Here is a 26,983-nt window from a genome sequence, read left to right on the forward strand (position 1 = left end):
ACAGTCTGCGCGATGATCAGCGCCGTCCTGGGCGCACCCCATCCCGTACGCCGCACCACCGCACACCGAAAGCACCATTCCTATGCCGCCCAGGGCCCGTAGTACCTTCCGCCTGCCGCGCCGCGCTCTGCCCAGCGTCGTCCTGGCGAGTCTGCTGCTGGCGGTGACGGGCATCCAGCTCGCCCGCCCGGCCGTTCCGCTCGCGGCCTCCGGCCCGAAGGCGGCCCGGACGGTGACCGCCGGTACGACGGACACAGCAGGCAAGGACGGCGGAGCCGGCCAGGCCGAGCCGGTGCGGGCCGCGGCGGAGTCGGTGATGCAGATCGTCTCCCACCCGGACGACGACCTGTTCTTCATGAACCCCGACCTCAGCCAGTCCATACGCACCGGCCACAGCCTGACCTCGGTCTACCTGACGGCGGGCGAGGCGGACGGCGTCAACTCCTTCCGCGGCGGTGCGAACGAGGGTGTCCCGCTGCCCGCGCCCGACAAGGTGCGGTACGCCGAGGCCCGGCAGAACGGCATACGTGCCGCGTACGCCGAGATGGCCACCGGCGACCGGACCAGCCCCTGGCAGCGCTCCGCGATCCGCACCGACGGCGGCGGCTGGGCCGAGCTCGACACGCTGAAGGCGCGCCCCGAGGTCAGCCTGGTCTGGGTCCAGCTGCACGAGGCGGGCGCCAGCGCCGCGGACCGGCCGCACAGCCTGCACGGCCTGTGGGACGGCCGGGTGGAGACCCTGGAGTCGGAGCTGTCGTACGGCACGCCGGTCACGGAGAACTTCTCGTACTCCAGGGACCAGGTCGTCCAGACGATCACCGGGCTGCTGAAGCGCTTCCAGCCGACGCATGTGCGGATGCTCGACCCGACGAACGGCCGCGAGGCCACGCCGCACATGCTCCCCGACCACCAGGACCACATGTACGGCGCCAGGTTCGCCCAGCTGGCGCTCACCGAGTACGGCAAGAGCGGCGGCCACCCGCACTTCACCGTCCAGAACTACCTCGGCTACCTCAACGGCAGCCTGCCGCACGTCCTGGGCCCGGATGCCGTGCGGGAGAAGCTGCACACCCTCAAGACGTACGCCTGGACCGACTACCCCGACAACTACTGCCACGCCGAGGCCGGGTGCGGCGACCGCAAGGTGGCGGGGCGGCCCACGGGCCCCGGCTGGGTGTACGGCATCCGCCACTCGCGCAACACCAGCACCTCCTGGCTCCAGAGCGGCGCCCGCGAGGGCGAGCTGTGGGCGTTCTCCGTACTGGACACGCGCCTCGCGGTCTGGCACCGCGGGCCCGCCACGGAGGCCGGCTCCCCGCCCGCGTGGACCGGCCCGACGCTGCTCGGCGGCACCGGCCTGGACAGCGGCATCACCTCCGAGAAGCTGCCCGACGGCCGAATAGCCCTCTTCGGCACCCGTACCTCTTTTGACGGCCCGGCCGGTTACCGCCGTGACGTCGTCACCGCCGTACAGAGCGCCGTGGGAGGGGCCTTCGGCCCCTGGCAGTCCCTCGGCATGCCGCACTCGGCCCAGGCGCCCGATTCCCTGGACATCAGCGCCCCGGCGGTGACCGTGGACCGCGCGGGCCGAGCGACGGTCTACGTCCGTGACGGCGGCCACGCCCTCGGCTCCCGTACGCAGCTCGCCGACGGAACCTGGGCCCCCTGGCAGGCGCTGGGCGGCCGGCAGGTGTTCGGCGACCCGGCGGCGGCCGTGGACGGCGCGGGTCGCGGTTACGTCTTCGCGCAGACCCTCACGTCGACCGTCGCCTGGACCCAGGACGCATCCGGCGCCCCGATGCGCGGCCCCCTTCCCACCGCCCTGCCCGCGACGCCGCTGCCGCCGACGGTCCGCCCGGAAGGCGACGGCGTACGCCTGTACTTCCGCAAGCCGGGCTCCGGCGCCGTGCTCGCCGCCCGCTTCGCCGCCGGAGCGTCCCCGGGCGCGGTGACCGCCGCGGCCCCGACGGACGCGGTCACCGACCTCGGCGGCCGGGCCGGGTTCGGCCAGGTGAGCGCCACGGACGGCCTGCTGGCCGCCCGCGACGGCTCAGGACACCTCGGTACGGCCGAGCTTCCCCCGGGATCGACCGGCGTGCCCCGCTGGAACCGGGGCGACTTCCTCTTCGGCGGAGCCCCCGCGTCCACCACGGACGCGGCGGGCAACACCTCGGTCGCGGCGGTGGCGCTGGACGGCCGCCTCTACTGGACCGGCCGGGGCGCCCCCACCTGGCAGCCGGTGGGCCCGGCGCCGGTCACGACCAGGCCGACGGGATACGACCGCTGAGTTTCGCTTCCGCTCACGGTCTGTCTTTCTGAGAGGTAATGGGAAGACAGACCGCGAGCGAGAGGTGAGAGGCAAGCACCATGGACCACGACACTCCGCAGCCGCGAACCAACCTGGACAGCCGCTACAGCGAGACGAACGCGACCGCCACCCCGTGGTCCGACGCGGTGGAGCGCCTGGAACAGGCCGAGCTGTTCTGGCTGACGACCGTACGCCCCGACGGCCGCCCGCACGTCACCCCGCTGCTGGCCGTCTGGCAGGACGAGGCCTTGCACTTCTGTACGGGCCCGGCGGAACGCAAGGCGAAGAACCTCGCCACCAACCCGCACGTCGTCCTCACCACCGGCGCCAACACCCTGCACGAGGGCTTCGACCTGGTGGTCGAGGGCAAGGCGGTGGCGGAGCGGGACGAGCCGCGCCTGCGGCGCCTGGCAGCGGCGTACGAGGCGAAGTACGGCCCGGACTGGCACTTCGACGTACGCGACGGGGCGTTCTACGGCGAGGGCGACCGGGCTGTGGTCTTCCGCGTCGCACCCGTCGCGGCCTTCGGCTTCGGCAAGCGCGTCTACAGCCAGACGCGCTGGCTGTTCGGCTGAGCGGTCCCGGTGGGCTCACGCGCGGTGAAGCTCACGCCCCCGCCCCTTCGAGCACGCTCTTCAGCCTCTCCTCGTTCCTCGGCATCTCCTTTTGCGCTTGCGGACGGGCGACGAGCGGCACGAGCAACTTGCCGACCCCGTGCGCCTCGAAGTCCAGGGACAGCGTCAGGCGTGAGCGTTCGCCGTCGCCGAGTGGCTCGATCGTGCCCCGCACATCCCCTCTGACGGGGCCGTCGATTCCGTGCATGTGCCAGCTCCGCGGAGCTTCCAGCTCGTCCACCTCCATGGTCATCGGGATCTCCCGACGACCGACCCTGCGAGTCACCACAACGCGCGAGCCCACCCTCATCGGGGCGTCGTCCACCTGGTGTGCCGACACCGCGCTCTCCTGCCATTCGGGGAGGTGCGAGGCGTCGGTCACGTAGGAGAAGACGTCTTCGGGGCGGCGCGCTATGTCGATGGTTTCCTTGATTGCGGACATGTCGCACCCTTTCTGGTGCCATCACCCAAATGGTCCCACTCGGTGGACCGCGCCACCAGGTCCACCGACCCGATGGCTACGGAGCGGACCGCAGCACCAGCACGAGAAACCCGAAACAGTCGCGATACCCGTGCAGCCACTCGGACCGATGCAGGTCCGCCGCCGCGAGAGCCTCCTGGCTGCCGGGGTCGCCAGGGTGGTCGAGGGCCCATTCGGCCAGAGCCCCCGTCCAGTGCCACTCGTAGTCGTCCAGCTCCTCGCGGGTGCTGACGTGCCCGAAAACCGGCGTCCAGCCGTCCGCCGTCACCCGGTCCACGGTCGCGGCCAGATCCTCGTACTCGCCGAGCATCCGCCGCGTCCCGGCGCTGGGTTCGGCCGCCCAGTACGCGTCACCGACGAGCACCCGTCCGCCCGGCGCCAGATGCCTGCGGGCCGTGGCCAGGGTGCCCGTCAGCCCGCCGAAGGCATGCGTGGCCCCCACGCTCAGCACCACGTCGAAGCCCCGCTCGGACCCGAAGGCCCCGGCATCCTCCTCCCTCAGCTCCAGCCGCTCCCCGACCCCGCGCCCGTCGGCCTGCTTCCGCGCCTCCGCCAGGGCGTCCGCCGATACGTCGACCCCCACGGCCGTCGCCTCCGGATGCGCCTCCAGCGCCCGTACGAGCCATTCGGCCTGCCCGCACCCGAGATCGAGCAGCCGCTCGTCCCCCCGGACCACGGCCCGCCCGAGAAGGCGGCGTACGGAATCGTCGTCGAGCGGGGCGGCGACGGGATGGCTGACATGGGCAAGCCGCGAGATCACTGATCGCTTCATCCGCGCACCCTCCCACCGCCACCGGGAGCGCCGCACCGGCTTTTCAGCAAACACGAATCGGGGCCGGCAGCACGCGCCGCCGGCCCCGCTCGTCGTAAACCCGCCGCTACAGCACCGGCAGGTTCTTCCGCAGCTCGAAGGCGGTGACCTCGCTGCGGTACTCCTCCCACTCCTGCTTTTTGTTGCGCAGGAAGAAGTCGAAGACGTGCTCGCCCAGCGTCTCGGCGACCAGTTCGCTGCGCTCCATCAGGGCGATCGCCTCGCCGAGGTTCTGCGGCAGCGGTTCGATGCCCATCGCGCGGCGTTCGGCGTCGGAGAGGGCCCAGACGTCGTCGTCGGCGCCCGGCGGCAGCTCGTAGCCCTCCTCGATGCCCTTGAGGCCGGCGGCGAGCAGGACGGCGTAGGTGAGGTACGGGTTCGCGCCCGAGTCGATCGAGCGGACCTCGACGCGCGCCGAGCCGGTCTTGCCCGGCTTGTACATGGGGACGCGGATCAGCGCGGAGCGGTTGTTGTGTCCCCAGCAGATGTACGACGGGGCCTCGCCGCCGGAGCCGGCCGTGCGGGTGGAGCCGCCCCAGATGCGCTTGTACGAGTTGACCCACTGGTTGGTGACCGCGGAGATCTCCGCGGCGTGCTTGAGCAGGCCCGCGATGAAGGAGCGGCCGACCTTCGAGAGCTGGTACTCCGAGCCCGACTCGTAGAAGGCGTTGCGGTCGCCCTCGAAGAGGGAGAGGTGGGTGTGCATGCCCGAGCCGGGGAACTCGGAGAACGGTTTCGGCATGAAGGTCGCCTGGACGCCCTGCTCCAGCGCCACCTGCTTCATGACCAGGCGGAACGTCATGATGTTGTCGGCCGTCGAGAGGGCGTCGGCGTAACGGAGGTCGATCTCCTGCTGGCCGGGGGCGCCCTCGTGGTGGCTGAACTCGACCGAGATGCCCATCGACTCCAGCATGGTGATCGCCTGGCGGCGGAAATCCATGCCGACGTTCTGCGGGGTGTGGTCGAAGTAGCCCGAGTTGTCGGCGGGGGTGGGCCGGGTGCCGTCCAGCGGCTTGTTCTTCAGCAGGAAGAACTCGATCTCGGGGTGGGTGTAGAAGGTGAAGCCCAGGTCCGAGGTCTTGGCGAGGATCCGCTTCAGTACGTACCGGGGATCCGCGAAGGACGGCGAGCCGTCCGGCATCAGGATGTCGCAGAACATCCGGGCCGTGCCGGGGGCCTCCGCCCGCCACGGAAGGATCTGGAAAGTGCTCGGGTCCGGCTTGGCGATCATGTCCGACTCGTACACGCGGGCGAAGCCCTCGATCGCGGAGCCGTCGAAGCCGATGCCCTCGTCGAACGCCTGCTCAAGCTCGGCCGGGGCCACCGCGACCGACTTCAGGAAGCCGAGTACGTCGGTGAACCACAGGCGCACGAACCGGATGTCGCGCTCCTCCAGCGTACGGAGCACAAATTCCTGCTGCTTATCCATCTGGTCTTCCTACCCATCCTCGCTGGTCGAGCCGCCTGCTCCCCACGCCTCGGGCGCACGTCGGGCACCTGAGCATCCCACCACACGGTTTCCAACACATTGCGGCCCCGGGAACCGACATCCGGCGCCGTGCGGGTGAACGTCCGGATCCCGCTTCCCCGCGGCTGCCCCCATAGTGCCCACGGCACGCCGGGGCGGCCCCATGCTGAGGCGCCGGTGGAGGAAAATCTGCCACGGCCGGAGCAGACATGCCACACTCGTAGTGTCCGCCCCGCGCGCTACAGAAGATGGTGCAAGTGACCGCCCCAACCCATCGGACCACCAAGGCCGACCGCTTCGACGACGACGACTTCCCCGCCTACACCATGGGCCGGGCCGCCGAGATGATCGGCACCACCCCCGCGTTCCTGCGGGCCATCGGCGAAGCACGGCTGATCACCCCGTTGCGCTCGGAGGGCGGCCACCGCCGTTACTCCCGCTACCAGCTGCGTGTCGCCGCCCGGGCCCGCGAACTGGTCGACCAGGGCACCCCCATCGACGCCGCCTGCCGGATCGTCATCCTCGAGGACCAGCTGGAAGACGCCCTGCGCATGAACGAGCAACTGCGCGAGCAAAATATCTAGTGCGGCAGCTGCAGAATTTAAAGCGGCCTGCGTGGAGAATTCAAGGCGCCACGGCGCATGTGACGAAGGACCCCTGGCACGTCCGCCGCACCGTGCTACTGTTGATCTCAGTTGCAGTTGTGGTTCCCAAAACTTCAAGTGCTCCCGCGGCTCACATGCTGCGGGCGCACTTTCGTATTTCCGGCGCTTTGTTCCGGACGGGGCAATCATCGCGGCAACGCGACTCGGAGTCCGCACAGGGCGGGCCCCGGCACTGCTCCAAAGGAGAATGACATGGCTACTGGCACCGTAAAGTGGTTCAACGCGGAAAAGGGTTTCGGCTTCATCGAGCAGGACGGTGGCGGCGCTGACGTCTTCGCCCACTACTCGAACATCGCCGCCCAGGGCTTCCGCGAGCTCCAGGAGGGCCAGAAGGTGAACTTCGACGTCACGCAGGGCCAGAAGGGCCCGCAGGCCGAGAACATCGTTCCCGCCTGACGCTGACGCGTACTACACGGTCGGGGCCCGCACCTGAGGGTGCGGGCCCCGTCTCGTTGCTTTGAATCGTTGCCCCGACTCGGTCGCCCCTATCGCGCGGCCGACTCATGAGCGGTCGGCCACGATTCTCGTCGCCCCGCCCGTCCTCGCTTTCTTGGCGCGGACTGCAGCCACTTCGAAGCTCCCGGCCAAAAGGCTTTCAAACCTTTTCGGCCGACTTCATTTCGGCTTTTTAATTACCGGCTCGTTCTTGCGATTCCTTGCGGCAGTAACCCACGCGGTCACTGCTGCCCGGAATTCCTCGATACGTGCCCATCGAGGAAGGTTCAGATGAACCGCGCAGCACGTTCGAACGACCGTGAACGATTTTCCCGTACCCGCGCCGGCGGCAACTTCGCCGGCCGCACCAGCGACCGCGGCGAGCGCTTCCGCCCCGCGGCGCCCAACCGCTCTTCCGGCTCCTCCGGCCGGCCCTCGCAGCGCCGGTCCTCCGGCCCGCAGGGCGAGTTCGCCCTTCCGGTCGGTACTTCGCCGGCGCTTCCCGCGGTCGAGGCCTTCGACGAGCTGGACATGCCCGCGGCCCTGCTGGCGGCGCTCACCGCCCAGGGCGTGACCGTGCCCTTCCCGATCCAGGGCGCCACGCTGCCGAACACGCTGACCGGACGCGATGTCCTGGGCCGTGGACGCACCGGTTCCGGCAAGACGCTCGCCTTCGGGCTCGCGCTGCTGGCCAGGACGGCCGGTAAGCGCGCCGAGCCGCGTCAGCCGCTGGCCCTGATCCTCGTACCCACCCGTGAGCTCGCCCAGCAGGTCACCGACGCCCTCACGCCGTACGCCCGCGCTGTGCGGCTGCGGATGACCACGGTCGTCGGCGGCATGTCGATCGGCCGCCAGGCCGGCGCGCTGCGCACCGGGGCCGAGGTCGTCGTGGCGACCCCGGGCCGGCTCAAGGACCTCATCGACCGCCGTGACTGCCGCCTGGACCAGGTGAAGATCACGGTGCTGGACGAGGCCGACCAGATGACCGACATGGGCTTCATGCCGCAGGTCACCGAGCTGCTCCAGCAGGTCGCGCCCGAGGGCCAGACGATGCTGTTCTCGGCCACGCTCGACCGCAATGTCGACAAGCTGGTACGCAACTACCTGACCGACCCGGTGGTCCACTCGGTCGACGCAGCGCAGGGCGCCGTCACGACGATGGAGCACCACCTGCTGCACGTCCACCCCGCCGACAAGCAGGCCACGGCCACCGAGATCGCGGCCCGCGACGGCAAGGTGATCATGTTCCTTGACACCAAGCACGCCGTGGACCGGCTGACCCGGGACCTGCTGGCCAGCGGCGTACGGGCAGCGGCGCTGCACGGCGGCAAGTCCCAGCCGCAGCGCACCCGCACGCTCGACCAGTTCAAGACCGGGCATGTGACCGTTCTGGTGGCGACGAACGTCGCGGCCCGCGGCATCCACGTCGACAACCTCGACCTGGTGGTCAACTTCGACCCGCCGACCGATCACAAGGACTACCTGCACCGTGGCGGCCGTACCGCCCGCGCCGGTGAGTCCGGCAGCGTCGTCACGCTGGTGCAGCCCAACCAGCGCCGTGAGATGACCCGCCTGATGCAGGCCGCGGGCATCACCCCGCACACCGCCCAGGTCCGCTCCGGCGACGCCGAGTTGAGTCGGATTACCGGTGCGCAGGCGCCCTCCGGTGTCCCCGTCGTCATCTCGTCGCCGGTCAGGGAGCGCCCGGCCCGCAGCGCGTCCTCGCAGCGCGGGCGCCGCAGCGCTCCGGCGCAGGCGCGCCGCCGGTCCTACGGCGGCAGCGGCAGTGGCACCAGCGCCGGCGGAAGCCGGGGCGGCGCCGCGTAAGCAGGGCTTCGTACGACGTGCGGGCAGGGAATGGCTTCGGTCAGTCCCTGCCCGCATTTGCGTGCCGGGCCCAGACGGGCAGCACGAACCAGCACAGGACGAACCACAGCACCAGGACGCCGACCAGCCACAGCGCGCCGGTGTCGTGCAGTGCCACACGCATGATCAGCAGCAGCGCCGACGCCATCGTGCCGAGCATCAGTACCAGCCCGACGATGGTCAGCCGCGACGCCCACTGGACCGTCTGCGGCTTGATCCGGCGGCCGGTGACCAGCCGGTGGAAGGACACGGGACCGACGAGCGCGCCCACCGTGGCGGCGCCCAGCACGACCGTGACGACGTAGATGTCCCGGTCGGTCGACGACAGCTCGGTGAAACGCGGCTGGAAGACGACGGTCAGCAGAAAGCCGAAGAGAATCTGTACGCCGGTCTGCGCGACCCGCAGCTCCTGCAGCAGCTCCACCCAGAGCCGGTCCGCCCGCTCTTCCTCGGTCTCGTTGCGGCCCCGGCGCAGTTCCTTCGGTCTTCCGTCCTCCTGGTCCTTGCCTATCCCGTCCGTCATGGCGATGTCCCTGGCCTGCTCGCCAGGCGGAGCTGAAGCTCCTTCTCCTGGTCGCCGGACGCGGAACCTTCCACCTCCACTGCGAATGCCACTTCGAGCTGCTCGCGCAGCTGCTCCACCGCGCGGTAGCCGCCTTGGAGCGTGACGGTGACGGGCTCCGTCAGCCGCGCGGGGGCGGCCTGTTCCCGTACGTCGAACACGTCGTACGTCGCGCTCCACACCATCGGACGTCCGTCCATGCCGTTGTGCAGTTCCTCGTCGGCCTTGCGGTCGGACTCGAAGGCGGTACACAGCGCGCCGAAGACGGCGTTGGCGTCCTCCTTGGAGCTGCCCGTGAGTTCCACCAGGACCTGCGTTCCGGAGTGTTCCGTGCTGTTCACTGTGGGGCTTCTTTCTCTCGTCGTCGCCGATCCCAGGCTCACCCGGCGGGATCGCGTGCGCGACCGGAGACCGCGAGTACCCGCTTCTTCGGCCGTAATGCCTCGGGGTCGACTGTCCGTAACGGTCCGTGTGCCGTCGCAACCGCTGGGTACGCGGGTCATGGGCCATCCGGCCGCTGTGGGAAGGGCCGCGGGAATCGCCGCGGGAATTGGGGAGAGCACATGACGGTCGCGAAACAGAGCGTTCTTGTCCTGGACTGCGCGGAGCCCGAGGTGCTGGCGGAGTTCTACGCCGGCTTGCTGGACGCGGAGATGCGGACCGGAACCAACCCCGACTTCGTTGAGGTCATCGGCAACGACGGTGTGCGCCTGGCGATCCGCAGGGACCACGGTTACGCGCCACCCAGCTGGCCCCGCCCGGAGGACTCCCAGCAGGCGCATCTGCGGATCCTGGTGGAGCGCGGTGACATGGACGAGGCGGAGCGCGAGGCCGTGAGCCTCGGCGCGCGGCCCGTGGACACGAAGAACAACAGCGGACCGCGCGACGAGCGCGTGTACTCCGACCCGGCCGGGCACTCCTTCACACTGGCTCACCGGTTCGCTCCCCGCTGAGGCCTCCACGCTGAGGCCGGGCCGGGGGCAGGACGGGGGCGGCGGCCGGTTCAGAGCTCGCGCAGAGCCGGAAGCAGCGTTTTCTCCGCCCAGTCGATGAACGGCTGCTGGTGCTCGCCACCGACCTGGACCAGGGCGATCTCCGTGAAGCCGGCCTCGGCGTACGGCCGTACCGCCTCCACGAACGTCTCGACGTCCGAGCCGCACGGGATGGACTCGGCGACGTCCTCGGGCCGTACGAACCGGGTGGCTCCCGCGAATCCGGCGGGCCCCGGCAGCTCGGAGTTGACCTTCCAGCCGCCGCCGAACCAGCGGAACTGCTCGTGCGCCCGCGCGAGGGCCGCGTCCCGGTCGGTGTCGAAGCAGACGGGAAGCTGGCCGATCCGCGGCTTTCCGCTGCCGCCGTGGCGGTCGAAGGCGTCCAGGAGTTCACTCTTGGGCTCGGTGGCGATGACCAGGTCGCCGAGGCGGCCGGCGATCTCGCAGGAGCGCTCGCCGGAGACGGCGATGCCGAGCGGCGGGAGCTGGTCGGGCAGGTCCCAGAGCCGGGCGTTCTCGACGTCGTAGTGCGTGCCGTGATGGCTGATGTCGCCGCCGGTGAACAGCGCGCGGATGATGTCGACGGCCTCCTCCAGCATCTCCAGCCGGACGTGTGCGGCGGGCCAGCCCGCTCCGACGACGTGCTCGTTCAGGTTCTCGCCGGAACCGAGGCCGAGCCGGAACCGGCCCTCGGCCAGCAGCTGCATGGTCGCGGCCTTCTGGGCGACGACGGCGGGGTGGTAGCGGACCGTCGGGCAGGTCACGTACGTCATCAGGGGAATGCGGGAGGTGGCCTGGGCCGCCGCGCCGAGCACGCTCCACGCGTACGGGGCGTGCCCCTGTTCGGCCAGCCACGGGAAGTAGTGGTCCGAGGTCACGGAGAAGTCGAAACCGGCGCGCTCCGCTGCGACCACGTGGTCGACCAGATCGCGGGGCCCGGCCTGTTCGGTCATCATCGTGTATCCGATTTGCACCATGAACGGCGAGTTGCCGATCGCCCGGGCACAAAACATCCGTCCCACTGGGTGCGACGGGATGCAACCCGTATGACATACGGAGCGCCGCCGCACACTACGATTTCCGCCCATGGGGGGACGGCGGCAATCCCGCACCCGGCGCACCAGGCGCACCACACGTCCCATGGCGCTGCTGAGCGCCGTGGCGGCGCTGCTCGCCGCGCTCTTCGTCTGTCTGGGTACGGGGCCCGAGCCCCGGGAGCACCCCCAGGCCGTCACCGCTGTCGCCCACGAGCCGGTCGCCGCCGTGACGGCCGCGGCTCGCGCGCAGGACGGGCCGGCGTACATCTGCCCGTACGACTCCCAGCACTGCGGCGTCTTCCCGCACCTGTCCCCCGCCGTGCTCACCGTGCCGCCGCCGGCCACGCCGGTCGCGGCCGAGCCACTGCACTTCGCACCGCCGGTCGCCGTCGACCCGGTACGCGGCGCGGGGGCGCTTCCCCGGGCGCCGGGGCGCCATGTCCTTCAGGTGATGCGGACGTAGCCGGGCCGCCCGCACTCGGAAGTTTCGCAACCACCCCCCATTTCAGCAGGCGAAGGACTTACACCATGGCTTCCAACAAGACCGCCAACGCGTCGCGCAAGGCCCGAATAGAAGAGATGCGCCGCGCCGAGCAGGCCCGCGAGCGCAGAACCCGGTTCATCGTGATCGGCATCAGCACGGCCGTCGTGGCCGGGCTGGTCGGATTCGGCTCCTACGTCTTCCTCAAGGAGTCGGAGAAGAAGGAACAGAAGGTGGCCCAGGCGAAGGCGCCGGTGAAGGAGGAGAAGTCCTGGGACGCCAAGAAGCTCGGGCGCAACCACGTCACCAAGGACGTCTCCTACCCGATGACGCCGCCGGTGGGCGGTGACCACTCCCAGGTCTGGATGAACTGCGACCGGGACGTCTACAAGAAGGAGATCCCCAAGGTGAGCGCCGTGCACTCGCTGGAGCACGGCGCGGTGTGGGTCACGTACAACGACAAGGCGTCGGACGCCGACGTCAAGAAGCTCGCCGAGAGAGTCGGCAAGACCTCGTACTCGCTGATGAGCCCGGTCAAGGACCAGTCCGGTGCGCTCATGCTCAGCGCGTGGGGCAAGCAGGTGACCGTGGACAGCGCCACGGACCCGCGGGTCGACCAGTTCTTCACGAAGTACGTGCAGGGGCCGCAGACGCCGGAGCCCGGCGCGGCGTGCACGGGCGGAATGTCCCAGTGATGACGCGTACCTACTGGGTCGCCGTCACCGCCGTCGTGCTTGCGCTGCTCTTCGCGGCGGGGGCCGTCACGGTCGCCGCCGGGAACGGCAACGAGGGCGAGGGCGACGGCGGTGGAAGTTCCACGGCTTCCCGTACGCCTGGCGAGGACTCCGCGGACGCGGGTTTCGCGCGGGACATGTCCGTGCATCACCAGCAGGCGGTGGAGATGTCGTTCATCGTGCGCGACCGCACGAAGGACGAAGAGGTGCGCAGGCTGGCGTACGACATCGCCAACACGCAGGCGAACCAGCGGGGCATGATGCTCGGCTGGCTCGACCTGTGGGGTCTGCCGAAGGTCTCCTCGGACGAGCCGATGGCCTGGATGGCCAAGGGCGGCTCGGCGCACGGCGGACACGGGACGCATGGCGCACAGGAGGCGCGTGACGGGTCGCTCATGCCCGGCATGGCGACCAGGACCGAGCTGGCGAAGCTGCGGGAGGCGGAAGGCAAGCAGGCGGAGGTCCTCTACCTCCGCCTGATGACCGCCCACCACAAGGGCGGCGTCACGATGGCCCAGGGCTGCGCCGACCAGTGCGAGGTCTCGACGGAGCGGTCCCTGGCGCAGGGCATGGTCGACGCCCAGGAGTCGGAGATCGCGCTGATGGCCGACCTGCTCAAGGCGCGGGGCGCGGCCGCCGGTTCCTGACCGGGGCGCCGATCAGCCGCCGGCCGCCATGACCGCCCGGACCACCGCGTCCGGGCGGTCCAGCATCACCAAGTGGCCGGAGGGCCGGGCGACTTCGAAGCGGGCCCCGAGGGCGGTCGCGAGGCCGCGCTGGCGCTCGAGCCAGCGCAGCGAACCGCGTCCGCCGTTGCCGTCGTACGCCGCGAGGACGGTGACCGGGACGCCTTCGGGCAGCGGGAAGCGGTCGCGCAGGGCGAGGAGCCCGGCGGCGACCGCACGGTAGTGGGTGTTCTCCCGGAGCGCGCCGCGCAGGACGCGGGAGGTGCGGTAGCAGCGGCGTACGAGGGCGGATGGGGCGGGGTCGGCGCTGGTGCGGTTGCCGGCGCTGGTGTTGGTGTTGATGTTGGTGCCGTCGCCCGTGGGTGTCGCGCGGCTCGCGCGTACCGCCGCTCGGCGGGCGAGCGGGCCGAGGGCCGCCGGGGCGCCGGCGGCGGACAGGGCCGTGCCGAGGGCCCGTGATACGGCGGTGCGCAGGGCGGGGGCGGCGGGCGCGCGTGCGTGTTCCTCGACGCTGGAGTCGACGAGCACGACCGAGGCCGTACGGTCCGGATACAGGCGGGCGAACGCCTCCGCGTGGAACCCGGCGACGGAGTGCCCGACGACGGTGACGCGACCGCGGCCGGCGTCGTCGCCCAGGTCCAGCGCGTCGAGGATCGCGGCGATGCGGTGTGCCTCGCCCGCGGCGGTGGGTGGCGTGGCGGCGGGGGCCGGAGCGCTCAGGCCGTGGCCGGGGCGGTCGAACCGTACGACCGTGCGGAAGGGCGCGAGCAGCGGCACGACAGGGTCCCAGTCGAACCAGCTCATGCCGAGGCCGGCGCTCAGCACGCACACCGGGCCGCTGCCCTCGACGACCACATGGTGCGCCGCGCCGCCGATCCTGAGGAAACTACCGGTCGAGGTCACTCGTACAGCTTCTCGCGTGCCACTGACAATGCGAGCACGACGAGCCAGACCGCCGCCAGCAGCACCTGGAGCCGCTGACCGGCGCCCAGGAGCCAGGTGCCGTTCCCGGACTCGAAGGCGGCGATGGAGGACAGGGTCCAGACGGTGGCGGCCAGTTCGGCCGCCGCGAGGACAGGTCCAATACGGGCGAGGAGCGACCGGTGGCCGTGGCGGCGGGCGGCGACGGTGAGCGCCACGACGCCGACGACCGCGGCGGTCGACGCGATGCTGCTGCTCCACGCGTGCGCCGCGTGGGTGGCCGGGACGTACCCCGCCGCCTCACGGACCGCGCACGCCGCGTCCACGGTCGGCGCGCAGCTCAGCGGCAGCCGGGAGTCGGCGGCGGTCGCGGCGCCGAAGACGGCGAGCGCCGCCCAGCCGGTGACGTCCCACAGGCCGCGCGGGCGGTAGCTGACGAAGGCCCAGAGCGAGCCCGCGAGGATCAGCAGGCCCGCGACGAGGTCGGTGGTCCGGAAGAGGCGCCCGAACGGCTGGTCGGCGGCGGCCAGTTCGCTGACGTACGTGCGCAGGGGGTCGAGGCCGGTCCCGAGGACGGTTTCGAGCACCCAGGCGGAGTACACGGTCGCGCCGAGCGCGAGGAGGACGGCGACGGGCCGGGTGCCGCGGAGGAGCGCAGTGGGCATAGTGACATGAACGCTACTTCGGGATCACGGCACGGCGACGACCGGGGACCGGGATGCGCCGGACCCGGCGACCTGCCGCCGGACAAAGGGTGATGAGCCCGACGAGCCGCACTGCTAATCTCGTCGAACTCTCGCTCGCCATGCCTGAAGGACGTCGGATTACCATGCCTGCCCCGCCCGCCGACCCGGACCCCTGGGCCTCACCGACGACGGGTTTTCAGGCACCTCCCCCGCCGTCGGCGCAGTCCCGTAACGGCATGGGCGTGACGGCCCTCGTGCTCGGCGTATCAGGTGTCGTCCTCGGGCTCACCCTGTTCCTGTTCTGGGTGTCCTGGCTGCCTGCCCTACTGGCGCTGATCTTCGGCATCGTCGGGCTCGGCCACGTCCGCAAGGGCGTGGCGACCAACAGGGGGATGGCGCTCTCCGGCCTGATCCTCGGCGGCGTCGGTCTCCTGCTCGCCGTCGGCGGCGGGGTGTTGACCGTCTCGCAGGTCACCGAGTTCACCGACGGCCTCCGGGAGCAAGCCGAGGCGGTGGAGGAAATGGAGGCGTCGGCGGAGGCTTCCGCATCGGCGGAAGCCTCGGCGTCCGCCGCGGCGGAGAAGGCCAGGAACCTGACCTTCGGTGAGACGTACACGTACGAGAACGGCTTGAAGATCACGATCTCCAAGCCGCAGCCGTTCGTGCCGGACGCCTACGTCACCGACCACCCGAAAGGCAACAAGGCGCTCGAGGTGACGGTCATCGCCGTCAATGACGGCACGGAGAAGGTCGACTTCACGACGGGCCTGCCGAATGTCAGCGACGCCGACGGGGCCGATGCGGAGCTGCTCATCGACGGCAGCGGCCGGCAGAAGATCCTCAGCGGCAACCTCCTCCCGGGCAAGCGGTCCGTCGGAAAGTACGCCTATTCCCTGCCGGCCGGCGCGGCCGACCGGATGCGGGTCGAGTTCAGCCCGGACGTGATGGAGTACGACGACACCATCTGGACCGGCTCGGCCAAGTGATTCCGCGAATCCGCCAGGACATCGCGTCAGACAGACGATTAAACTGGGCCGCGTGCCTCAACTACGCCTCGCTCTGAATCAGATCGACTCGACCGTCGGCGACCTGACCGGCAACGCCGAAGCCATCGTCCACTGGACCCGGCACGCCGCCGAGCAGGGCGCCCACCTCGTGGCGTTCCCGGAGATGGCGCTGACCGGATACCCCGTCGAGGACCTCGCACTGCGGTCGTCCTTCGTCGAGGCCTCGCGCGACGCCGTGCGCGCGCTCGCGGTGCGCCTCGCCGAGGAGGGCTTCGGGGAGATCCCGGTGGTCGTCGGCTACCTCGACCGCGCCGAGAAGGCCCAGCCGCGCTACGGCCAGCCCGCCGGGTCTCCGCAGGACGCCGCCGCCGTGCTGCACCGCGGCAAGGTGGCGCTGTCCTTCGCCAAGCACCACCTGCCGAACTACGGCGTCTTCGACGAGTTCCGGTACTTCGTACCGGGCGACTCGATGCCCGTCATCCGGGTGCACGGCGTCGATGTCGCCCTCGCCATCTGCGAGGACCTCTGGCAGGACGGCGGCCGCGTGCCGGCCACCCGGTCCGCCGGGGCGGGTCTGCTGCTCTCCGTCAACGCCTCGCCGTACGAGGTCCACAAGGACGACAGCCGGCTGGAGCTGGTGCGCAAGCGCGCCCAGGAGGCGGGCTGCACGACGGCGTACGTCGCGATGATCGGCGGCCAGGACGAGCTGGTCTACGACGGCGACTCGATCGTCTGCGACAAGAACGGCGAAGTCGTCGCCCGGGCGCCGCAGTTCTCGGAGGGCAGCATGCTGCTCGACCTGGACCTGCCGGCGGCGGCGCCGCTCGGCGAAGCGCCGGTCGGAATCGTCGACGACGGCCTCCAGATCGACCGCGTCGTCCTCTCCGAGGAGCCTGTGGCGGCGTACGAGCCGGAGCTGACGGGCGGTTACGCGGAGCGCCTGGAGGACGAGGAGGAGGTGTACTCGGCGCTGGTCGTGGGCCTTCGCGCGTACGCCGCCAAGAATGGTTTCAGCAGTGTCCTGATCGGGCTGTCCGGCGGCATCGACTCGGCGCTCGTGGCCGCGATCGCGTGCGACGCGCTGGGTGCGCAGAACGTGTACGGCGTGTCCATGCCGTCGAAGTACTCCTCGGACCACTCCAAGGGCGACGCGGCCGAGCTGGCGCGGCGTACCGGGCTGAACTACCGGACCGTCGCGATCGAGCCGATGTTCGACGCGTACATGGACGCGCTGGGCCTCACCGGACTCGCCGAGGAGAACCTCCAGTCGCGGCTGCGGGGCACGACGCTGATGGCCATCTCCAACCAGGAGGGCCAGATCGTGCTCGCGCCGGGCAACAAGTCCGAGCTGGCGGTGGGCTACTCGACGCTCTACGGCGACTCGGTCGGCGCGTACGGACCGATCAAGGACGTCTACAAGACGTGGGTCTTCGCGCTGGCGAGGTGGCGGAACAAGGCGGCGGCGGAGCGGGGCCAGACTCCGCCGATCCCGGAGAACTCCATCTCCAAGCCGCCGAGCGCGGAGCTGCGGCCCGGCCAGGTCGACACGGACTCGCTGCCGGACTACGACGTGCTGGACCGGATCCTGGAGATGTACGTCGACAGGGATCAGGGGCTGGAGTCGATCGTGGCCGCCGGTTTCGACCGGGCGCTGGTCGCGAAGACGCTGCGGATGGTGGACACGGCGGAGTACAAACGCCGGCAGTATCCGCCGGGCACGAAGATCTCCGCGAAGGGCTTCGGCAAGGACCGCCGCCTGCCGATCACGAACCGGTGGCGCGAGTCCGGCTGACGCGGGTGGGGTGCGCCTGCGGCGGGCTTCTCCCTGCCCGCTCCTTCCCGCTGTGACATTTTGCGGCTGCCCCCGCGTGTGGGGCTCCGCCCCAGACCCCGCTCCCGTCCAGGGGCCAGGGGGCTCGCTCCCCCACGCGGCGGAGCCGCGAGTGTCACAGCCGGGAAGGGGCGGGGAGGGGGAAAGACCCGTCAGGCCACCGTGTCGCGCGCCGGTTCGCGGGGCGTCGTGCCCGAGGCGACCACGCGGGAGCGGGACGACCCCGGGGTCCGGTCCAGGAGGCCCGCCGTTACCGCGATGGCGAGCCCCGCCGCCGCCAGCACCGCGCCCACCAGCGTCGGGCTCATCCAGCCCCAGCCCGCCGTGATCGCCATGCCGCCGAGCCATGCGCCACCCGCGTTGGCGAGGTTGAACGCCGAGTGGTTGGAGGCCGACGCCAGCGTGGGCGCGTCCTTGGCCTTGTTCATGACCAGCATCTGGAGCGGCGTCGTGGTCATGAAGCCCACCGCGCCCAGCACCACCACGGTGACCAGCGCCGCCCACCGCACATGCGCCGTGTAGTTGAAGGCCAGAAGGACCAGCGCGAGCGTCGCCAGCGAGCCGTAGAGGGTGGGGCGAAGGGCGCGGTCGGTGAGCGGGCCGGCCGCCAGTGCGCCCAGCGTCATGCCGATGCCGAAGAGGGCGAGGACGAGCGTCACGGAGGACTCGCCGAAGCCCATGACCTCGGTCGTCATCGAGGCGAGGTAGGAGTACACCGCGAAGACACCGGCGAAGCCGAAGACCGCGGTGAGCAGGCCGAGCAGCACCTGACGGTTGCCGAGGGTGCGCAGTTCGCGGCGTACGCTCTGCCGCGAGTCGAGCGGGACGTACGGAACCAGGCGGGCCAGTGCCGCCATGGCGACCAGCCCGATCGCCGCCACCACCAGGAACGTCGCGCGCCAGCCGAGGTGCTGGCCGAGCAGAGTGGCGGCCGGTACGCCGACGATGTTGGCGACCGTGAGGCCCAGGAACATCGTCGCCACGGCCCGCGCCTGCCGCCCGTCCGCGACCAGCCGCGCCGCGACCACCGCGCCGACGCCGAAGAACGCCCCGTGCGGCAGCCCGGCGAGCACCCGGCCCGCCACCAGCCAGCCGAAACCGGGGGCGAGGGCAGAGGCCAGGTTGCCCACCGTGAAGAGGGCCATCAGGAGCAGGAGCATCCGCTTGCGCGGGATGCGCGAGCCGAGCGCGGTGAGCAGCGGGGCGCCGATCACCACGCCGATCGCGTACGCCGACACCAGGTAGCCGGCGGTGGGAACCGAGGTGCTCAGGTCGTCCGCGACATTGGGCAGCAGGCCCATCATCACGAATTCGGTGGTGCCGATGCCGAAGGCGCCGACGGCGAGGGCGAACAGGGCTACGGGCCGGGGCGGCCGGGGCATGGGAGACCTTTTCAGTGGCTGGGGGCGCGTACGAGTACGTTCCCGTACTGAACAAAGTCTCTCAGGTGAAATGTTCCGCGACGTAAACGCGGGATTGCCAGAGAGCGTGCGAGAGGGCGTGCGGGGACGTGCGCCGGGCGTGCGGGTCAGATTTCGACCCGCGCCGCGATCGGAAGGTGGTCGCTGCCCGTCTCCGGCAGCGCCCACGACGACACCGGGTCGATCCCCTTCACCATGATCTGGTCGATCCGCGCCATCGGGAACGACGCCGGCCAGCTGAAGCCGAAGCCGTCGCCCGCCGCGCCCTGCGTGGACCGCATCTGCGAGGTCACGGCGTTCAGGGCGCGGTCGTTCATGGTGCCGTTCAAGTCGCCGAGGAGGACGACCTTGCCGAGGGGTTCGCGGGCGATGGCCTCGCCCAGCGCGTCCGCGCTGTCGTCGCGCTGGCCGGCCGTGAAACCGGCGTTGACCTTCACCCGTACCGAGGGGAGGTGGGCGACGTACACCGCGACCTCGCCCGCCGGGGTCGCCACCGTCGAGCGCATGGCGCGCGTCCAGCCCATCTTGATGTCGACGGGACCGGTGCCGGTCATGGGGTACTTGCTCCACAGGCCGACCGTGCCCTGCACCGAGTGGTACTTGTACGTACCGGACAGGGCGCTCTCGTACGTCGGCACCTCACTCGCCTTGAGCTCCTGCAGCGCCACCACGTCCGCGCCCGAACCGGCCAGCTCGCGAGCCGTACCCCCGGGGTCGGCGTTGTCGGCCTTGACGTTGTGCGTGGCGACCGTGAGGTTGCCGCCGGGGCCCGCTTTGTCGGTGAGCAGGCCGCCGAAAAGATTCAGCCAGACGATCGCAGGCAGCAGCAGGGCGACCAGCGCGGTCGCCGAGCGGCGCAGCAGGGCGCCGGCGAGCAGAAGGAGGATTCCCAGGCCCAGCCAGGGGAGGAAGGTTTCGGTGAGGCTGCCGAGGTTGCCGATCGTGTTGGGGATCTGTGCGTGGAAGACCATCAGGAGGGTGAGCAACACCGCACAGACCGCGAGGAGGATGCCGCGCCGCCAGATGCCGCGATCCCGACGCAGGCTCCCGAGGCGGCGCCGGAACCGGGATCCGGAACGCTCAGGCCCTGAGCTGCCGTTCCCCGTGTCCGCCATGTACGCCTGCGCCATTCCGCTGCCCTCACTGACTGCCTTGCCGTGCACACCGCCCCGCCCCGCGTCTGACCCTAGGGGATGGCCGGTGTCTTTCCCCGCCGTCGAAACACGACGGCCGTACTGCCACGAGGACGACGGGGCGGCGCGACGGGTTCCGGGTCGGGCGCGTCGCAGCGTCCCTGTGACGAAACGCGCACAAACCAGCCAGCCCGTGCGGACGGCCGCACGTCCCCACTTCCCGAGAGCACCACCGGGATGCCACCATGGACGTGGTCCGGGGACGCCGTCAGGGCGCCTCGAGATTTCGAAGGAGCCGTTGACCATGACGCTTCAGGCTGCCCAGAAGACATCCGCCGACAGCAGCAAGGCGCTGTACGGCGGCAAGGGCACTCGCCGCATCACCGTCCACGACATCGCAGCCGCCAAGGAGCGCGGCGAGAAGTGGCCCATGCTCACCGCGTACGACGCGATGACCGCGTCCGTATTCGACGAGGCCGGGATTCCGGTCATGCTCGTCGGTGACTCCATGGGCAACTGCCACCTCGGTTACGAGACCACCGTGCCCGTCACGATGGACGAGATGACCCTGCTCTCCGCCGCCGTCGTACGGGGCACCAAGCGCGCCCTGATCGTCGGCGACCTGCCGTTCGGCTCGTACCAGGAAGGCCCGGTGCAGGCCCTGCGCAACGCGACCCGGCTGATCAAGGACGCGGGGGTGGGCGCGGTCAAGCTGGAGGGCGGCGAGCGCTCGCACGCCCAGACCGAGCTGCTGGTGAAGGCCGGCATCCCGGTCATGTCGCACCTGGGCCTGACGCCGCAGTCCGTCAACACCATGGGCTACCGGGTCCAGGGGCGCAGCGACGAGTCCGCGCACCAGCTGCTGCGGGACGCGAAGGCGGCTCAGGACGCGGGTGCCTTCGCGGTCGTGCTGGAACTCGTACCGGCCGAGCTGGCCGCCGAGGTGACGCGCTCGCTGCACATTCCGACCGTCGGTATCGGCGCCGGGCCCGACACGGACGCGCAGGTCCTCGTCTGGACCGACATGGCCGGCCTGACGGGCGGCAAGGTGCCGCGCTTCACCAAGCAGTACGCGAACCTGCGGCAGACCCTCGGGGACGCGGCGAAGGCGTTCGCCGGCGATGTCGTCGGAGGAACGTTCCCGCAGGAGGAGCACTCCTTTCACTAGTCCGTAAGTCCGTAGTCCGTGGTCCGTAGTCCGTAAAAACAGAGCCACTGCCGCACCACAGACAGCCCGCCGACATCCCCCATCGGCGGGCTGTCGGCGTGTGCCGGGGTTCGTCGGCGTTCTGTCGGTGCGTTGTCAGTGGCTGCTGTTCTCATGGTCCCCATGACGCGATTCGACAAGAAGCCCACAGGCGGCGCGGCCAACGCCGTCGAGGTAAGGGGACTGGTCAAGCACTACGGCGAGACCAAGGCACTGGACGGCGTGGACCTGGACGTACGGGAAGGCACCGTGCTCGGTGTCCTCGGGCCCAACGGCGCCGGCAAGACCACTCTCGTACGCTGCCTGTCCACCCTGGTCCAGCCGGATGCCGGCACGGCCTTCGTGGCCGGGTACGACGTGGTGAAGCAGCCCCGGCAGCTTCGCCGCACCATAGGCCTGACCGGGCAGTACGCCTCGGTCGACGAGAAGCTCGCCGGCTGGGAGAACCTCTACATGATCGGGCGGCTGCTCGACCTGTCCCGCAAGGACGCGCGCCGGCGCGCCGACGAGCTGCTGGAGCGGTTCTCGCTCACCGAGGCCGCGAAGAAGCCGGTGATGCAGTACTCCGGCGGCATGCGGCGGCGCCTGGACCTGGCGGCGTCGATGATCGGGCAGCCCGCCGTGCTGTATCTGGACGAGCCGACGACCGGCCTCGACCCCCGTACGCGCAACGAAGTGTGGGACGAGGTGAAGCGAATGGTGGGCGAGGGCGTCACCGTCCTGCTCACCACGCAGTACATGGAGGAGGCCGAGCAGCTCGCGAGCGAGCTGACGGTGATCGACCGCGGCCGCGTCATCGCGGGCGGCAAGGTCGACGAGCTCAAGGCCAAGGTCGGCGGCCGCACGCTCGAAGTACGTCCGTCCGACCCGGCGCTGCTGCCCGCCATGGCGCAGGCGCTGCGCGAGGCGGGACTCGACGGCATCGCGGGGGCGAAGGTCGACGCCGGCGAAGGTCTGCTGTACGTACCGATCCTCAGCGACGAGCAACTGACGGCCGTGGTAGGGCTGCTGGGTGCGCGCGGCTTCGGGATCGCGCACATCGGGACCCATCTGCCCAGCCTGGACGAGGTGTTCCTGGCCATCACGGGCGAGAAGACGAGCGACGCGGCGGCCGAGACCGTCGAGTCCGCCGCGGACAACAAGTACGAGGAGGTCGCGGCATGAGCGCGGCGACAGTGACACCACCGGCGCCCGCGCCCGTGAAGACGCCGGCGAAGGCGCACGACGGCGAGGGGCGGATCGGCCTGCGGGCCAATCTGCGGCACATCGGCGCGCTCGCCCGCCGCAACACCCTGCAGATCAAGCAGGACCCGCAGTCGATGTTCGACGTTCTGCTGATGCCGATCGTCTTCACGCTGCTGTTCACGTACGTCTTCGGCGGCGCGGTCGCGGGCAACGGCAAGCAGGACGAGTACGTCAGCTATCTGGTCCCCGGTCTGATGGCGATGATGGGGCTGAACGTCTCGATGGCGGTCGGCACCGGCATCAACGAGGACTTCCAGAAGGGGGTCATGGACCGGTTCCGTACGATGCCGATCGCCCGGTCCTCGGTCCTCATAGCGAAGATCGTCACCGAGGTCGGCCGGATGATGGTCGCCTTCGCGATCCTGCTGTCCGTGGGCTTCGTACTGGGCATGTCGGTCGAGACCTCGCCGCTGCACGTGCTGGGCGCGATCGGGCTCTCGCTCCTGTTCGGCGCCTCGCTGATGTGGATCTTCATCCTGATCGGGCTCTCCGTGAAGACGGCACAGGCCGTGCAGGGGATGGCGATGCTCGTGCTGATGCCCCTGCAGTTCGGGTCCTCGATCTTCACCCCGCCGTCGACGATGCCGGGCTGGCTTCAGGCCTTCACCGACTACAACCCGCTGTCGAGCCTCGCCGACGCGGCGCGTGGGCTGTTCCTCGGCGGGCCCGTCGCCCGCGACGTGTGGATGGTGCTGGCGTGGGCCGCGGCCATCACGCTGGTGACGGCGCCGCTGGCGGTCTCGAAGTTCCGCAAGAAGACCTGACGGCGCGCACCTCGGCCGTGTCAGGGGCCGACGAGGGCGGCGGCCTCATCAAGGGTGAGACCGCTGCCTTCGGCGTACGCCGCCTCGTACGCGGCGTCGCCCAGCGCGGCCCTGGCCGCCGCCTCGGCGTCCGCCACGGTCTCTCGCTCCTGGGTCGTGGCGAAGTGACCGGCCGGCAGCAGCGCCTCGTACCCGCCGAGCAGGCGGGCGGCGTCGCGGGCCCGCTCGGTGCTGCCCAGTCCTGCCAGGGCGCGGGCGGCCGTCATCAGGTGGACGGCCGGCATCTGCGGGGCGACCATCCGGGACAGCGGCTCGCGTGCGCTTTCCAGCGCCTGGCGGGCCCGGCCGAGCGCCTCCTCGTACCGGCCGTCCAAGTTGTCCATCCAGGCGAGGAGACCGAGCACGAAGCCCGCGAAGAGGGCGAGGTTGGAGCGGTTGAAGGAGCGGCGCATCAGCTCCAGTTGCTCGCGCCCCTCGTCGGTACGGCCCGTACGGCCGAGCCGCATCACCAAGTACATGCGGGCGGCGGGCTCCGACTCGTGCCCGCGGTGTTCGACCTCGGCGAGGATGCCGCGCAGTGTCGCCTCGGCCTCCTCGCCGTCCCCCGTCTCCATCAGCACGCCCGCGAGCCTGGCCCGCAGCAGCGACACCTGCGTCTGGGCGCCGAGCAGTTCCGCGTGGCCGATCGCGGCGCGGTAGTCCTCGGCGGCGAGGGCGAATTCACCTTTGCGCTCACGTCCCTCGGCGCGCGCCGCGAGGGCTTCCGCCGCGCCCCAGGCGTCGCCGAGCCGGGTGAAGATCTCCAGGCTCTCGTCGGCGTCGCGGCTCGCGTCGCCCGCCCAGTCGCTCCGGTTGGCGAGGATGTTGGCCCGCATCTGGAGGGCGGAGGCGAGCTCCCAGGTGTAGCCGTACTCCCGGCAGGCGTCCACGGTCCCGTTGACGACCTCGTGCAGCTGCGCGGGGCTGCCGGTCAGCATGATCGCGTAGAGCCAGAAATTGCCCGGGGTACGGCACGTCTGCGGCAGGCCGGGCCGGTAGGCCTCGACCACGCGGCGCAGCCAGGCCGTCGCCTCTTCGGTGGTCCATTGGTCCAGCTCGTGGTTCATGCTCGCCAGGTGGATGAGCCAAGCGCCTCGCCTGGCTTCCAGCAGTTGTTCGGGCGCCATGGGCGGCGGGGCGTCCGTGCACCGCTCGTGCAGGGCGGGCGCGGGGGCGACCGGCGGGGCGAAGGGGTCGGGGCCGAGTTCGGTGGCGGCGCCGGACCAGTGGCGTGCGTCGCTGCGCAGGCCGCGGATCGTCCAGTACCAGGCGAGTGAGTGGACGAGGCAGAGCGCCTCGTGCTCGTCGCGGGCGGCGACGGCGCGGCGCAGTGCGGCGCGCAGGTTCTCGTACTCGACCTGGAGGCGGCTGATGCAGGTGAGTTGTCCGCTGCCGCGCAGAAGGGGGTCGGCGTGGCGGGCGAGCTCGCGGAAGTGGACGAGGTGGCGGCGCTCGGCGGTGGGGCGGTCGCCTGCCTCGTCGAGGCGTTCGGCGGCGTACTCGGCGACCGTTTCGAGGAGGCGGTAGCGCATGGCGCCGTTGTCGCTGCCGTCGGCCGAAGGGGCCGCCACCACCAGTGACTTGTCTACCAGTGAGCCGAGCAGGTCGAGCGCGTCGGGGCCGGTCACCGCTTCCGCGGCGGCCAGGTCGCAGCCGCCCGCGAAGACTGAGAGGGCGCTGAGGGCCGCCCTCTCCTCCTCGTCCAGCAGGTCCCACGACCAGTCGACCACCGCGCGGAGGGTCTGCTGTCTCGGCAGTACGGTGCGGCTGCCGCCGGTCAGGAGCCGGAACCGGTCGTCGAGGCGGTCCGCGATCTGGCGCGGGGTGAGCATCCGGAGCCGGGCGGCGGCCAGTTCGATGGCCAGGGGCAGTCCGTCGAGGCGGCGGCAGATCTCGGCGGCGGCGGACGGGTCGTCGTCGATACGGAAGCCGGGTTTCGCTGCCGCCCCGCGTTCGGCCAGCAGGCGCAGGGCCATGGGGTCGGGCAGGGGTTCCACCGGGCGGACGATCTCGCCGGGGACGCCGAGCGGTTCGCGGCTGGTCGCCAGTACGGTCACGCCGGGGCAACGGGCCAGCAGTTCCTCAGCGAGGCGGGCAGCGGCGTCGATGACGTGCTCGCAGTTGTCGAGCAGGAGCAGCATCTGGCGGCGGGCGCAGTGCTCGACGAGGCGTACGAGGGGATCGTCGCCGTGGCGGTCCGCGGCGCGCAGTTCCTCGGCGCCTGCGCCGCGGAGGACTGTTTCGCGTGCGCCCAGCGCGACGAGCACGGCTTCGGGGACGGTGTCGGGGTCGTCGACAGGGGCGAGTTCCGCGAGCCACGTGCCGTCCCGCCAGGCCCCGTTGGCGGCCTCGGCCGCCTCTTGCGACAGCCGCGTCTTGCCGGCGCCGCCGGGGCCGAGCAGGGTGACGAGGCGGGCGCGGCCGAGGTCGGCGGTGATGGCCGCGATGTCGCTTTCGCGGCCGACGAAGGAGGTCAGACGGGCCCGCAAGTTCCCTTGCGGGAAGGCCCTTTCGGGCGGGGTGGCGGCGGGCGGGGCTTCGGGGTCCGTGCCGCGCCGGGGCGTCTCCTCGGGCGTCGAACGTTCGGGTACTCGGTTTCGTTCGGCGTGGTTGCGTTCAACGCCCTGCGGGGAGCGCCCCTGCACGTCCCCTCCCGGCACCGTGGCTTGTTCGGCGGCGTACCGGCCGGCCGCGTGCGCGGGGGCTTCGGGGTCCGTGCCGCGCCGGGGCGTCTCCTCGGGCGTCGAATGTTCGGGTACTCGGTTTCGTTCGGCGTGGTTGCGTTCAACGCCCTGCGGGGAGCGCCCCTGCACGTCCCCTCCCGGCACCGTGGCTTGTTCGGCCGGGGGTGCGGTGGGTGTCGTTCGGGGCGGGGTGAGCAGTTCCGCGTGGAGGGCTCGGAGTTCCGGGGACGGGTCCGTGCCCAGGCGGGAGGCCAGGTCGCGGCGGAGTTCGTCGTACGCCGCGAGCGCCTGCGCCGTACGGCCCGTGTCGCGCAGGGCGCGCAGGCGGAGGGATTGGAGCTGTTCGTCGATCGGGTGGTCGTCGCAGAGGGCGGCGAGTTCGGGCAGGGTTTCCTCCGCCCGGCCCAGGGCGAGCAGGGCCGTCAGGCGGGCGCGCCGGGCCGCGAGGCGGCGGGTCTCCCAGCGGGTCCCTTGCGCCGTACGGTCCGGGAGGCCGGCCAGGGCCGGGCCGTGCCACAGGGCCAGCGCCTCGTCGAGCAGCTCCGCCGACTTGCCGGGGTCGCCGTCGCCCAGGGCCCGCGCGCCCTCCCCCGCCAGCCGCTCGAAGCGGTACAGGTCCACGTCGTCCGGGTCGGCGCAGAGGCGGTAGCCGCCGTCGGTCGAGGCGATCGCCGCGTGGCCGAGGACCCGGCGCAGGCGGCCGACCAGGGCCTGGAGCGCGCCGGTCGCGTCGGTGGGCGGCTCGCCGTTCCAGACCTCGTCGGTGAGGACGCCGACCGTGACCGTACGCCCGGGCCGCAGCGCCAGCACGGTGAGCAGCGCACGCAGGCGCGCTCCGCCGACGGCGACGGGTGTGCCGTCGTCGCGGAGTGCTTGGGTGGGGCCGAGGATGCGGTAGTGCACGG

At 71.1% G+C, this 26,983-nt stretch carries 25 protein-coding genes; 14 read left to right on the plus strand and 11 right to left on the minus strand.

Translation table 11 applies throughout. The features are described from left to right. Nucleotides 1-82 precede the first annotated feature (82 nt). Nucleotides 83-2,287, plus strand: a complete 2,205-nt coding sequence (locus AC1P0E_RS09045; RefSeq protein WP_482741644.1) for a PIG-L family deacetylase — start codon at nt 83-85, stop codon at nt 2,285-2,287. 80 nt (nt 2,288-2,367) lie between these two features. Next, nucleotides 2,368-2,883: a pyridoxamine 5'-phosphate oxidase family protein gene (locus AC1P0E_RS09050; RefSeq protein ID WP_482741645.1), complete on the plus strand. Its 516-nt coding sequence runs from the start codon at nt 2,368-2,370 to the stop codon at nt 2,881-2,883. A gap of 31 nt (nt 2,884-2,914) precedes the next feature. On the opposite strand, the gene AC1P0E_RS09055 is transcribed toward AC1P0E_RS09050, so the two are convergent. From AC1P0E_RS09055 to AC1P0E_RS09065, 3 genes are all read right to left on the minus strand, one after another. Then, complete coding sequence (locus tag AC1P0E_RS09055) at nt 2,915-3,364, minus strand: SRPBCC family protein (RefSeq protein ID WP_482741646.1); 450 nt, start codon at nt 3,362-3,364, stop codon at nt 2,915-2,917. 76 nt (nt 3,365-3,440) lie between these two features. Continuing rightward, a complete protein-coding gene (locus tag AC1P0E_RS09060; protein ID WP_482741647.1) occupies nt 3,441-4,175 on the minus strand; it encodes an SAM-dependent methyltransferase in 735 nt (244 codons plus the stop codon). Between the two features lie 106 nt (nt 4,176-4,281). Beyond that, nucleotides 4,282-5,643 (minus strand): glutamine synthetase family protein, encoded by a 1,362-nt coding sequence (locus AC1P0E_RS09065; protein WP_069929022.1) that lies wholly within the window; start codon nt 5,641-5,643, stop codon nt 4,282-4,284. A 296-nt stretch (nt 5,644-5,939) separates the two neighbouring features. Between AC1P0E_RS09065 and AC1P0E_RS09070 the strand changes: the two genes are divergently transcribed. The 3 genes from AC1P0E_RS09070 to AC1P0E_RS09080 all read left to right on the plus strand — a co-directional run bounded on the left by AC1P0E_RS09070 (nt 5,940) and on the right by AC1P0E_RS09080 (nt 8,609). Continuing rightward, nucleotides 5,940-6,266, plus strand: a complete 327-nt coding sequence (locus tag AC1P0E_RS09070; RefSeq protein ID WP_482741648.1) for a MerR family transcriptional regulator — start codon at nt 5,940-5,942, stop codon at nt 6,264-6,266. A 273-nt stretch (nt 6,267-6,539) separates the two neighbouring features. Continuing rightward, a complete protein-coding gene (locus tag AC1P0E_RS09075; protein WP_069775160.1) occupies nt 6,540-6,743 on the plus strand; it encodes a cold-shock protein in 204 nt (67 codons plus the stop codon). 330 nt (nt 6,744-7,073) lie between these two features. Next, complete coding sequence (locus AC1P0E_RS09080; RefSeq protein ID WP_482741649.1) at nt 7,074-8,609, plus strand: DEAD/DEAH box helicase; 1,536 nt, start codon at nt 7,074-7,076, stop codon at nt 8,607-8,609. Nucleotides 8,610-8,649: 40 nt separating this feature from the next. Here the strand turns inward: AC1P0E_RS09080 and AC1P0E_RS09085 are convergent, their stop codons facing one another. Together AC1P0E_RS09085 and AC1P0E_RS09090 are read right to left on the minus strand one after the other, a co-directional pair. Then, nucleotides 8,650-9,171 (minus strand): DUF6328 family protein, encoded by a 522-nt coding sequence (locus tag AC1P0E_RS09085; RefSeq protein ID WP_482741650.1) that lies wholly within the window; start codon nt 9,169-9,171, stop codon nt 8,650-8,652. Beyond that, nucleotides 9,168-9,551 (minus strand): hypothetical protein, encoded by a 384-nt coding sequence (locus AC1P0E_RS09090; protein WP_482741651.1) that lies wholly within the window; start codon nt 9,549-9,551, stop codon nt 9,168-9,170. The genes AC1P0E_RS09085 and AC1P0E_RS09090 overlap by 4 nt, the downstream gene beginning before the upstream one ends. Nucleotides 9,552-9,773: 222 nt before the next feature. Here AC1P0E_RS09090 and AC1P0E_RS09095 point away from each other — a divergent pair, with 222 nt between their 5' ends. Next, entirely contained in the window at nt 9,774-10,163 is a 390-nt protein-coding gene (locus AC1P0E_RS09095) for a VOC family protein (RefSeq protein ID WP_482741652.1), read from the plus strand. A gap of 50 nt (nt 10,164-10,213) precedes the next feature. Here AC1P0E_RS09095 and AC1P0E_RS09100 read toward each other — a convergent pair whose 3' ends face one another. Beyond that, nucleotides 10,214-11,179, minus strand: coding sequence for an LLM class F420-dependent oxidoreductase (locus AC1P0E_RS09100; RefSeq protein ID WP_482741653.1), 966 nt, complete (start codon nt 11,177-11,179; stop codon nt 10,214-10,216). Between the two features lie 163 nt (nt 11,180-11,342). Between AC1P0E_RS09100 and AC1P0E_RS09105 the strand changes: the two genes are divergently transcribed. From AC1P0E_RS09105 to AC1P0E_RS09115, 3 genes are all read left to right on the plus strand, one after another. Then, the gene (locus tag AC1P0E_RS09105; protein WP_482741654.1) at nt 11,343-11,702 is read left to right on the plus strand and encodes a hypothetical protein; all 360 of its coding nucleotides are present in this window, start codon (nt 11,343-11,345) and stop codon (nt 11,700-11,702) included. 65 nt (nt 11,703-11,767) lie between these two features. Further along, the gene (locus AC1P0E_RS09110; protein WP_482741655.1) at nt 11,768-12,415 is read left to right on the plus strand and encodes a DUF3105 domain-containing protein; all 648 of its coding nucleotides are present in this window, start codon (nt 11,768-11,770) and stop codon (nt 12,413-12,415) included. Continuing rightward, entirely contained in the window at nt 12,415-13,101 is a 687-nt protein-coding gene (locus AC1P0E_RS09115) for a DUF305 domain-containing protein (protein ID WP_482741656.1), read from the plus strand. Before AC1P0E_RS09110 ends, AC1P0E_RS09115 begins: the two co-directional genes overlap by 1 nt. A gap of 12 nt (nt 13,102-13,113) precedes the next feature. Here AC1P0E_RS09115 and AC1P0E_RS09120 read toward each other — a convergent pair whose 3' ends face one another. Together AC1P0E_RS09120 and AC1P0E_RS09125 are read right to left on the minus strand one after the other, a co-directional pair. Further along, complete coding sequence (locus AC1P0E_RS09120) at nt 13,114-14,043, minus strand: alpha/beta fold hydrolase (protein WP_482741657.1); 930 nt, start codon at nt 14,041-14,043, stop codon at nt 13,114-13,116. Then, nucleotides 14,040-14,726: a DUF998 domain-containing protein gene (locus AC1P0E_RS09125; RefSeq protein ID WP_482741658.1), complete on the minus strand. Its 687-nt coding sequence runs from the start codon at nt 14,724-14,726 to the stop codon at nt 14,040-14,042. The genes AC1P0E_RS09120 and AC1P0E_RS09125 overlap by 4 nt, the downstream gene beginning before the upstream one ends. Nucleotides 14,727-14,890: 164 nt before the next feature. Between AC1P0E_RS09125 and AC1P0E_RS09130 the strand changes: the two genes are divergently transcribed. Both AC1P0E_RS09130 and AC1P0E_RS09135 read left to right on the plus strand, forming a co-directional pair. Continuing rightward, nucleotides 14,891-15,733, plus strand: a complete 843-nt coding sequence (locus AC1P0E_RS09130; protein WP_482741659.1) for a DUF4190 domain-containing protein — start codon at nt 14,891-14,893, stop codon at nt 15,731-15,733. A 52-nt stretch (nt 15,734-15,785) separates the two neighbouring features. Then, on the plus strand, nt 15,786-17,546 hold the full coding sequence (locus tag AC1P0E_RS09135; protein WP_482741660.1) for an NAD+ synthase: 1,761 nt from the start codon (nt 15,786-15,788) through the stop codon (nt 17,544-17,546). A 191-nt stretch (nt 17,547-17,737) separates the two neighbouring features. Here the strand turns inward: AC1P0E_RS09135 and AC1P0E_RS09140 are convergent, their stop codons facing one another. After that, nucleotides 17,738-18,967 (minus strand): MFS transporter, encoded by a 1,230-nt coding sequence (locus AC1P0E_RS09140; protein ID WP_482741661.1) that lies wholly within the window; start codon nt 18,965-18,967, stop codon nt 17,738-17,740. A 146-nt stretch (nt 18,968-19,113) separates the two neighbouring features. Then, the gene (locus AC1P0E_RS09145; protein ID WP_482745698.1) at nt 19,114-20,136 is read right to left on the minus strand and encodes an endonuclease/exonuclease/phosphatase family protein; all 1,023 of its coding nucleotides are present in this window, start codon (nt 20,134-20,136) and stop codon (nt 19,114-19,116) included. 307 nt (nt 20,137-20,443) lie between these two features. Between AC1P0E_RS09145 and panB the strand changes: the two genes are divergently transcribed. From panB to AC1P0E_RS09160, 3 genes are all read left to right on the plus strand, one after another. Further along, nucleotides 20,444-21,307 carry a 3-methyl-2-oxobutanoate hydroxymethyltransferase gene (gene panB, locus AC1P0E_RS09150; protein ID WP_482741662.1) on the plus strand — a complete coding sequence of 288 codons (864 nt, stop codon included), beginning with the start codon at nt 20,444-20,446 and terminating at the stop codon, nt 21,305-21,307. A 162-nt stretch (nt 21,308-21,469) separates the two neighbouring features. Next, entirely contained in the window at nt 21,470-22,510 is a 1,041-nt protein-coding gene (locus tag AC1P0E_RS09155) for an ATP-binding cassette domain-containing protein (RefSeq protein WP_482741663.1), read from the plus strand. Then, entirely contained in the window at nt 22,507-23,355 is an 849-nt protein-coding gene (locus AC1P0E_RS09160) for an ABC transporter permease (protein WP_482741664.1), read from the plus strand. The genes AC1P0E_RS09155 and AC1P0E_RS09160 overlap by 4 nt, the downstream gene beginning before the upstream one ends. A 20-nt stretch (nt 23,356-23,375) precedes the next feature. Here AC1P0E_RS09160 and AC1P0E_RS09165 read toward each other — a convergent pair whose 3' ends face one another. Continuing rightward, nucleotides 23,376-26,981 carry an AfsR/SARP family transcriptional regulator gene (locus tag AC1P0E_RS09165; protein WP_482741665.1) on the minus strand — a complete coding sequence of 1,202 codons (3,606 nt, stop codon included), beginning with the start codon at nt 26,979-26,981 and terminating at the stop codon, nt 23,376-23,378. Nucleotides 26,982-26,983: the final 2 nt, after the last annotated feature.

The sequence above is a fragment of the Streptomyces sp. TRD_SC_5 genome, assembly GCF_056836825.1.

Excerpts from the sequence above, each read along its gene's own strand:
- AC1P0E_RS09045 (WP_482741644.1), top strand. The coding sequence starts at position 83 with ATGCCGCCCAGGGCCCGTAGTACCTTCCGCCTGCCGCGCCGCGCTCTG.
- AC1P0E_RS09050 (WP_482741645.1), top strand. The coding sequence starts at position 2,368 with ATGGACCACGACACTCCGCAGCCGCGAACCAACCTGGACAGCCGCTAC.
- AC1P0E_RS09055 (WP_482741646.1), bottom strand. The coding sequence starts at position 3,364 with ATGTCCGCAATCAAGGAAACCATCGACATAGCGCGCCGCCCCGAAGAC.
- AC1P0E_RS09060 (WP_482741647.1), bottom strand. The coding sequence starts at position 4,175 with ATGAAGCGATCAGTGATCTCGCGGCTTGCCCATGTCAGCCATCCCGTC.
- AC1P0E_RS09065 (WP_069929022.1), bottom strand. The coding sequence starts at position 5,643 with ATGGATAAGCAGCAGGAATTTGTGCTCCGTACGCTGGAGGAGCGCGAC.
- AC1P0E_RS09075 (WP_069775160.1), top strand. The coding sequence starts at position 6,540 with ATGGCTACTGGCACCGTAAAGTGGTTCAACGCGGAAAAGGGTTTCGGC.
- AC1P0E_RS09080 (WP_482741649.1), top strand. The coding sequence starts at position 7,074 with ATGAACCGCGCAGCACGTTCGAACGACCGTGAACGATTTTCCCGTACC.
- AC1P0E_RS09085 (WP_482741650.1), bottom strand. The coding sequence starts at position 9,171 with ATGACGGACGGGATAGGCAAGGACCAGGAGGACGGAAGACCGAAGGAA.
- AC1P0E_RS09095 (WP_482741652.1), top strand. The coding sequence starts at position 9,774 with ATGACGGTCGCGAAACAGAGCGTTCTTGTCCTGGACTGCGCGGAGCCC.
- AC1P0E_RS09100 (WP_482741653.1), bottom strand. The coding sequence starts at position 11,179 with ATGGTGCAAATCGGATACACGATGATGACCGAACAGGCCGGGCCCCGC.
- AC1P0E_RS09105 (WP_482741654.1), top strand. The coding sequence starts at position 11,343 with ATGGCGCTGCTGAGCGCCGTGGCGGCGCTGCTCGCCGCGCTCTTCGTC.
- AC1P0E_RS09110 (WP_482741655.1), top strand. The coding sequence starts at position 11,768 with ATGGCTTCCAACAAGACCGCCAACGCGTCGCGCAAGGCCCGAATAGAA.
- AC1P0E_RS09115 (WP_482741656.1), top strand. The coding sequence starts at position 12,415 with ATGACGCGTACCTACTGGGTCGCCGTCACCGCCGTCGTGCTTGCGCTG.
- AC1P0E_RS09125 (WP_482741658.1), bottom strand. The coding sequence starts at position 14,726 with ATGCCCACTGCGCTCCTCCGCGGCACCCGGCCCGTCGCCGTCCTCCTC.
- AC1P0E_RS09130 (WP_482741659.1), top strand. The coding sequence starts at position 14,891 with ATGCCTGCCCCGCCCGCCGACCCGGACCCCTGGGCCTCACCGACGACG.
- AC1P0E_RS09140 (WP_482741661.1), bottom strand. The coding sequence starts at position 18,967 with ATGCCCCGGCCGCCCCGGCCCGTAGCCCTGTTCGCCCTCGCCGTCGGC.
- AC1P0E_RS09145 (WP_482745698.1), bottom strand. The coding sequence starts at position 20,136 with ATGGCGCAGGCGTACATGGCGGACACGGGGAACGGCAGCTCAGGGCCT.
- panB (WP_482741662.1), top strand. The coding sequence starts at position 20,444 with ATGACGCTTCAGGCTGCCCAGAAGACATCCGCCGACAGCAGCAAGGCG.
- AC1P0E_RS09155 (WP_482741663.1), top strand. The coding sequence starts at position 21,470 with ATGACGCGATTCGACAAGAAGCCCACAGGCGGCGCGGCCAACGCCGTC.
- AC1P0E_RS09160 (WP_482741664.1), top strand. The coding sequence starts at position 22,507 with ATGAGCGCGGCGACAGTGACACCACCGGCGCCCGCGCCCGTGAAGACG.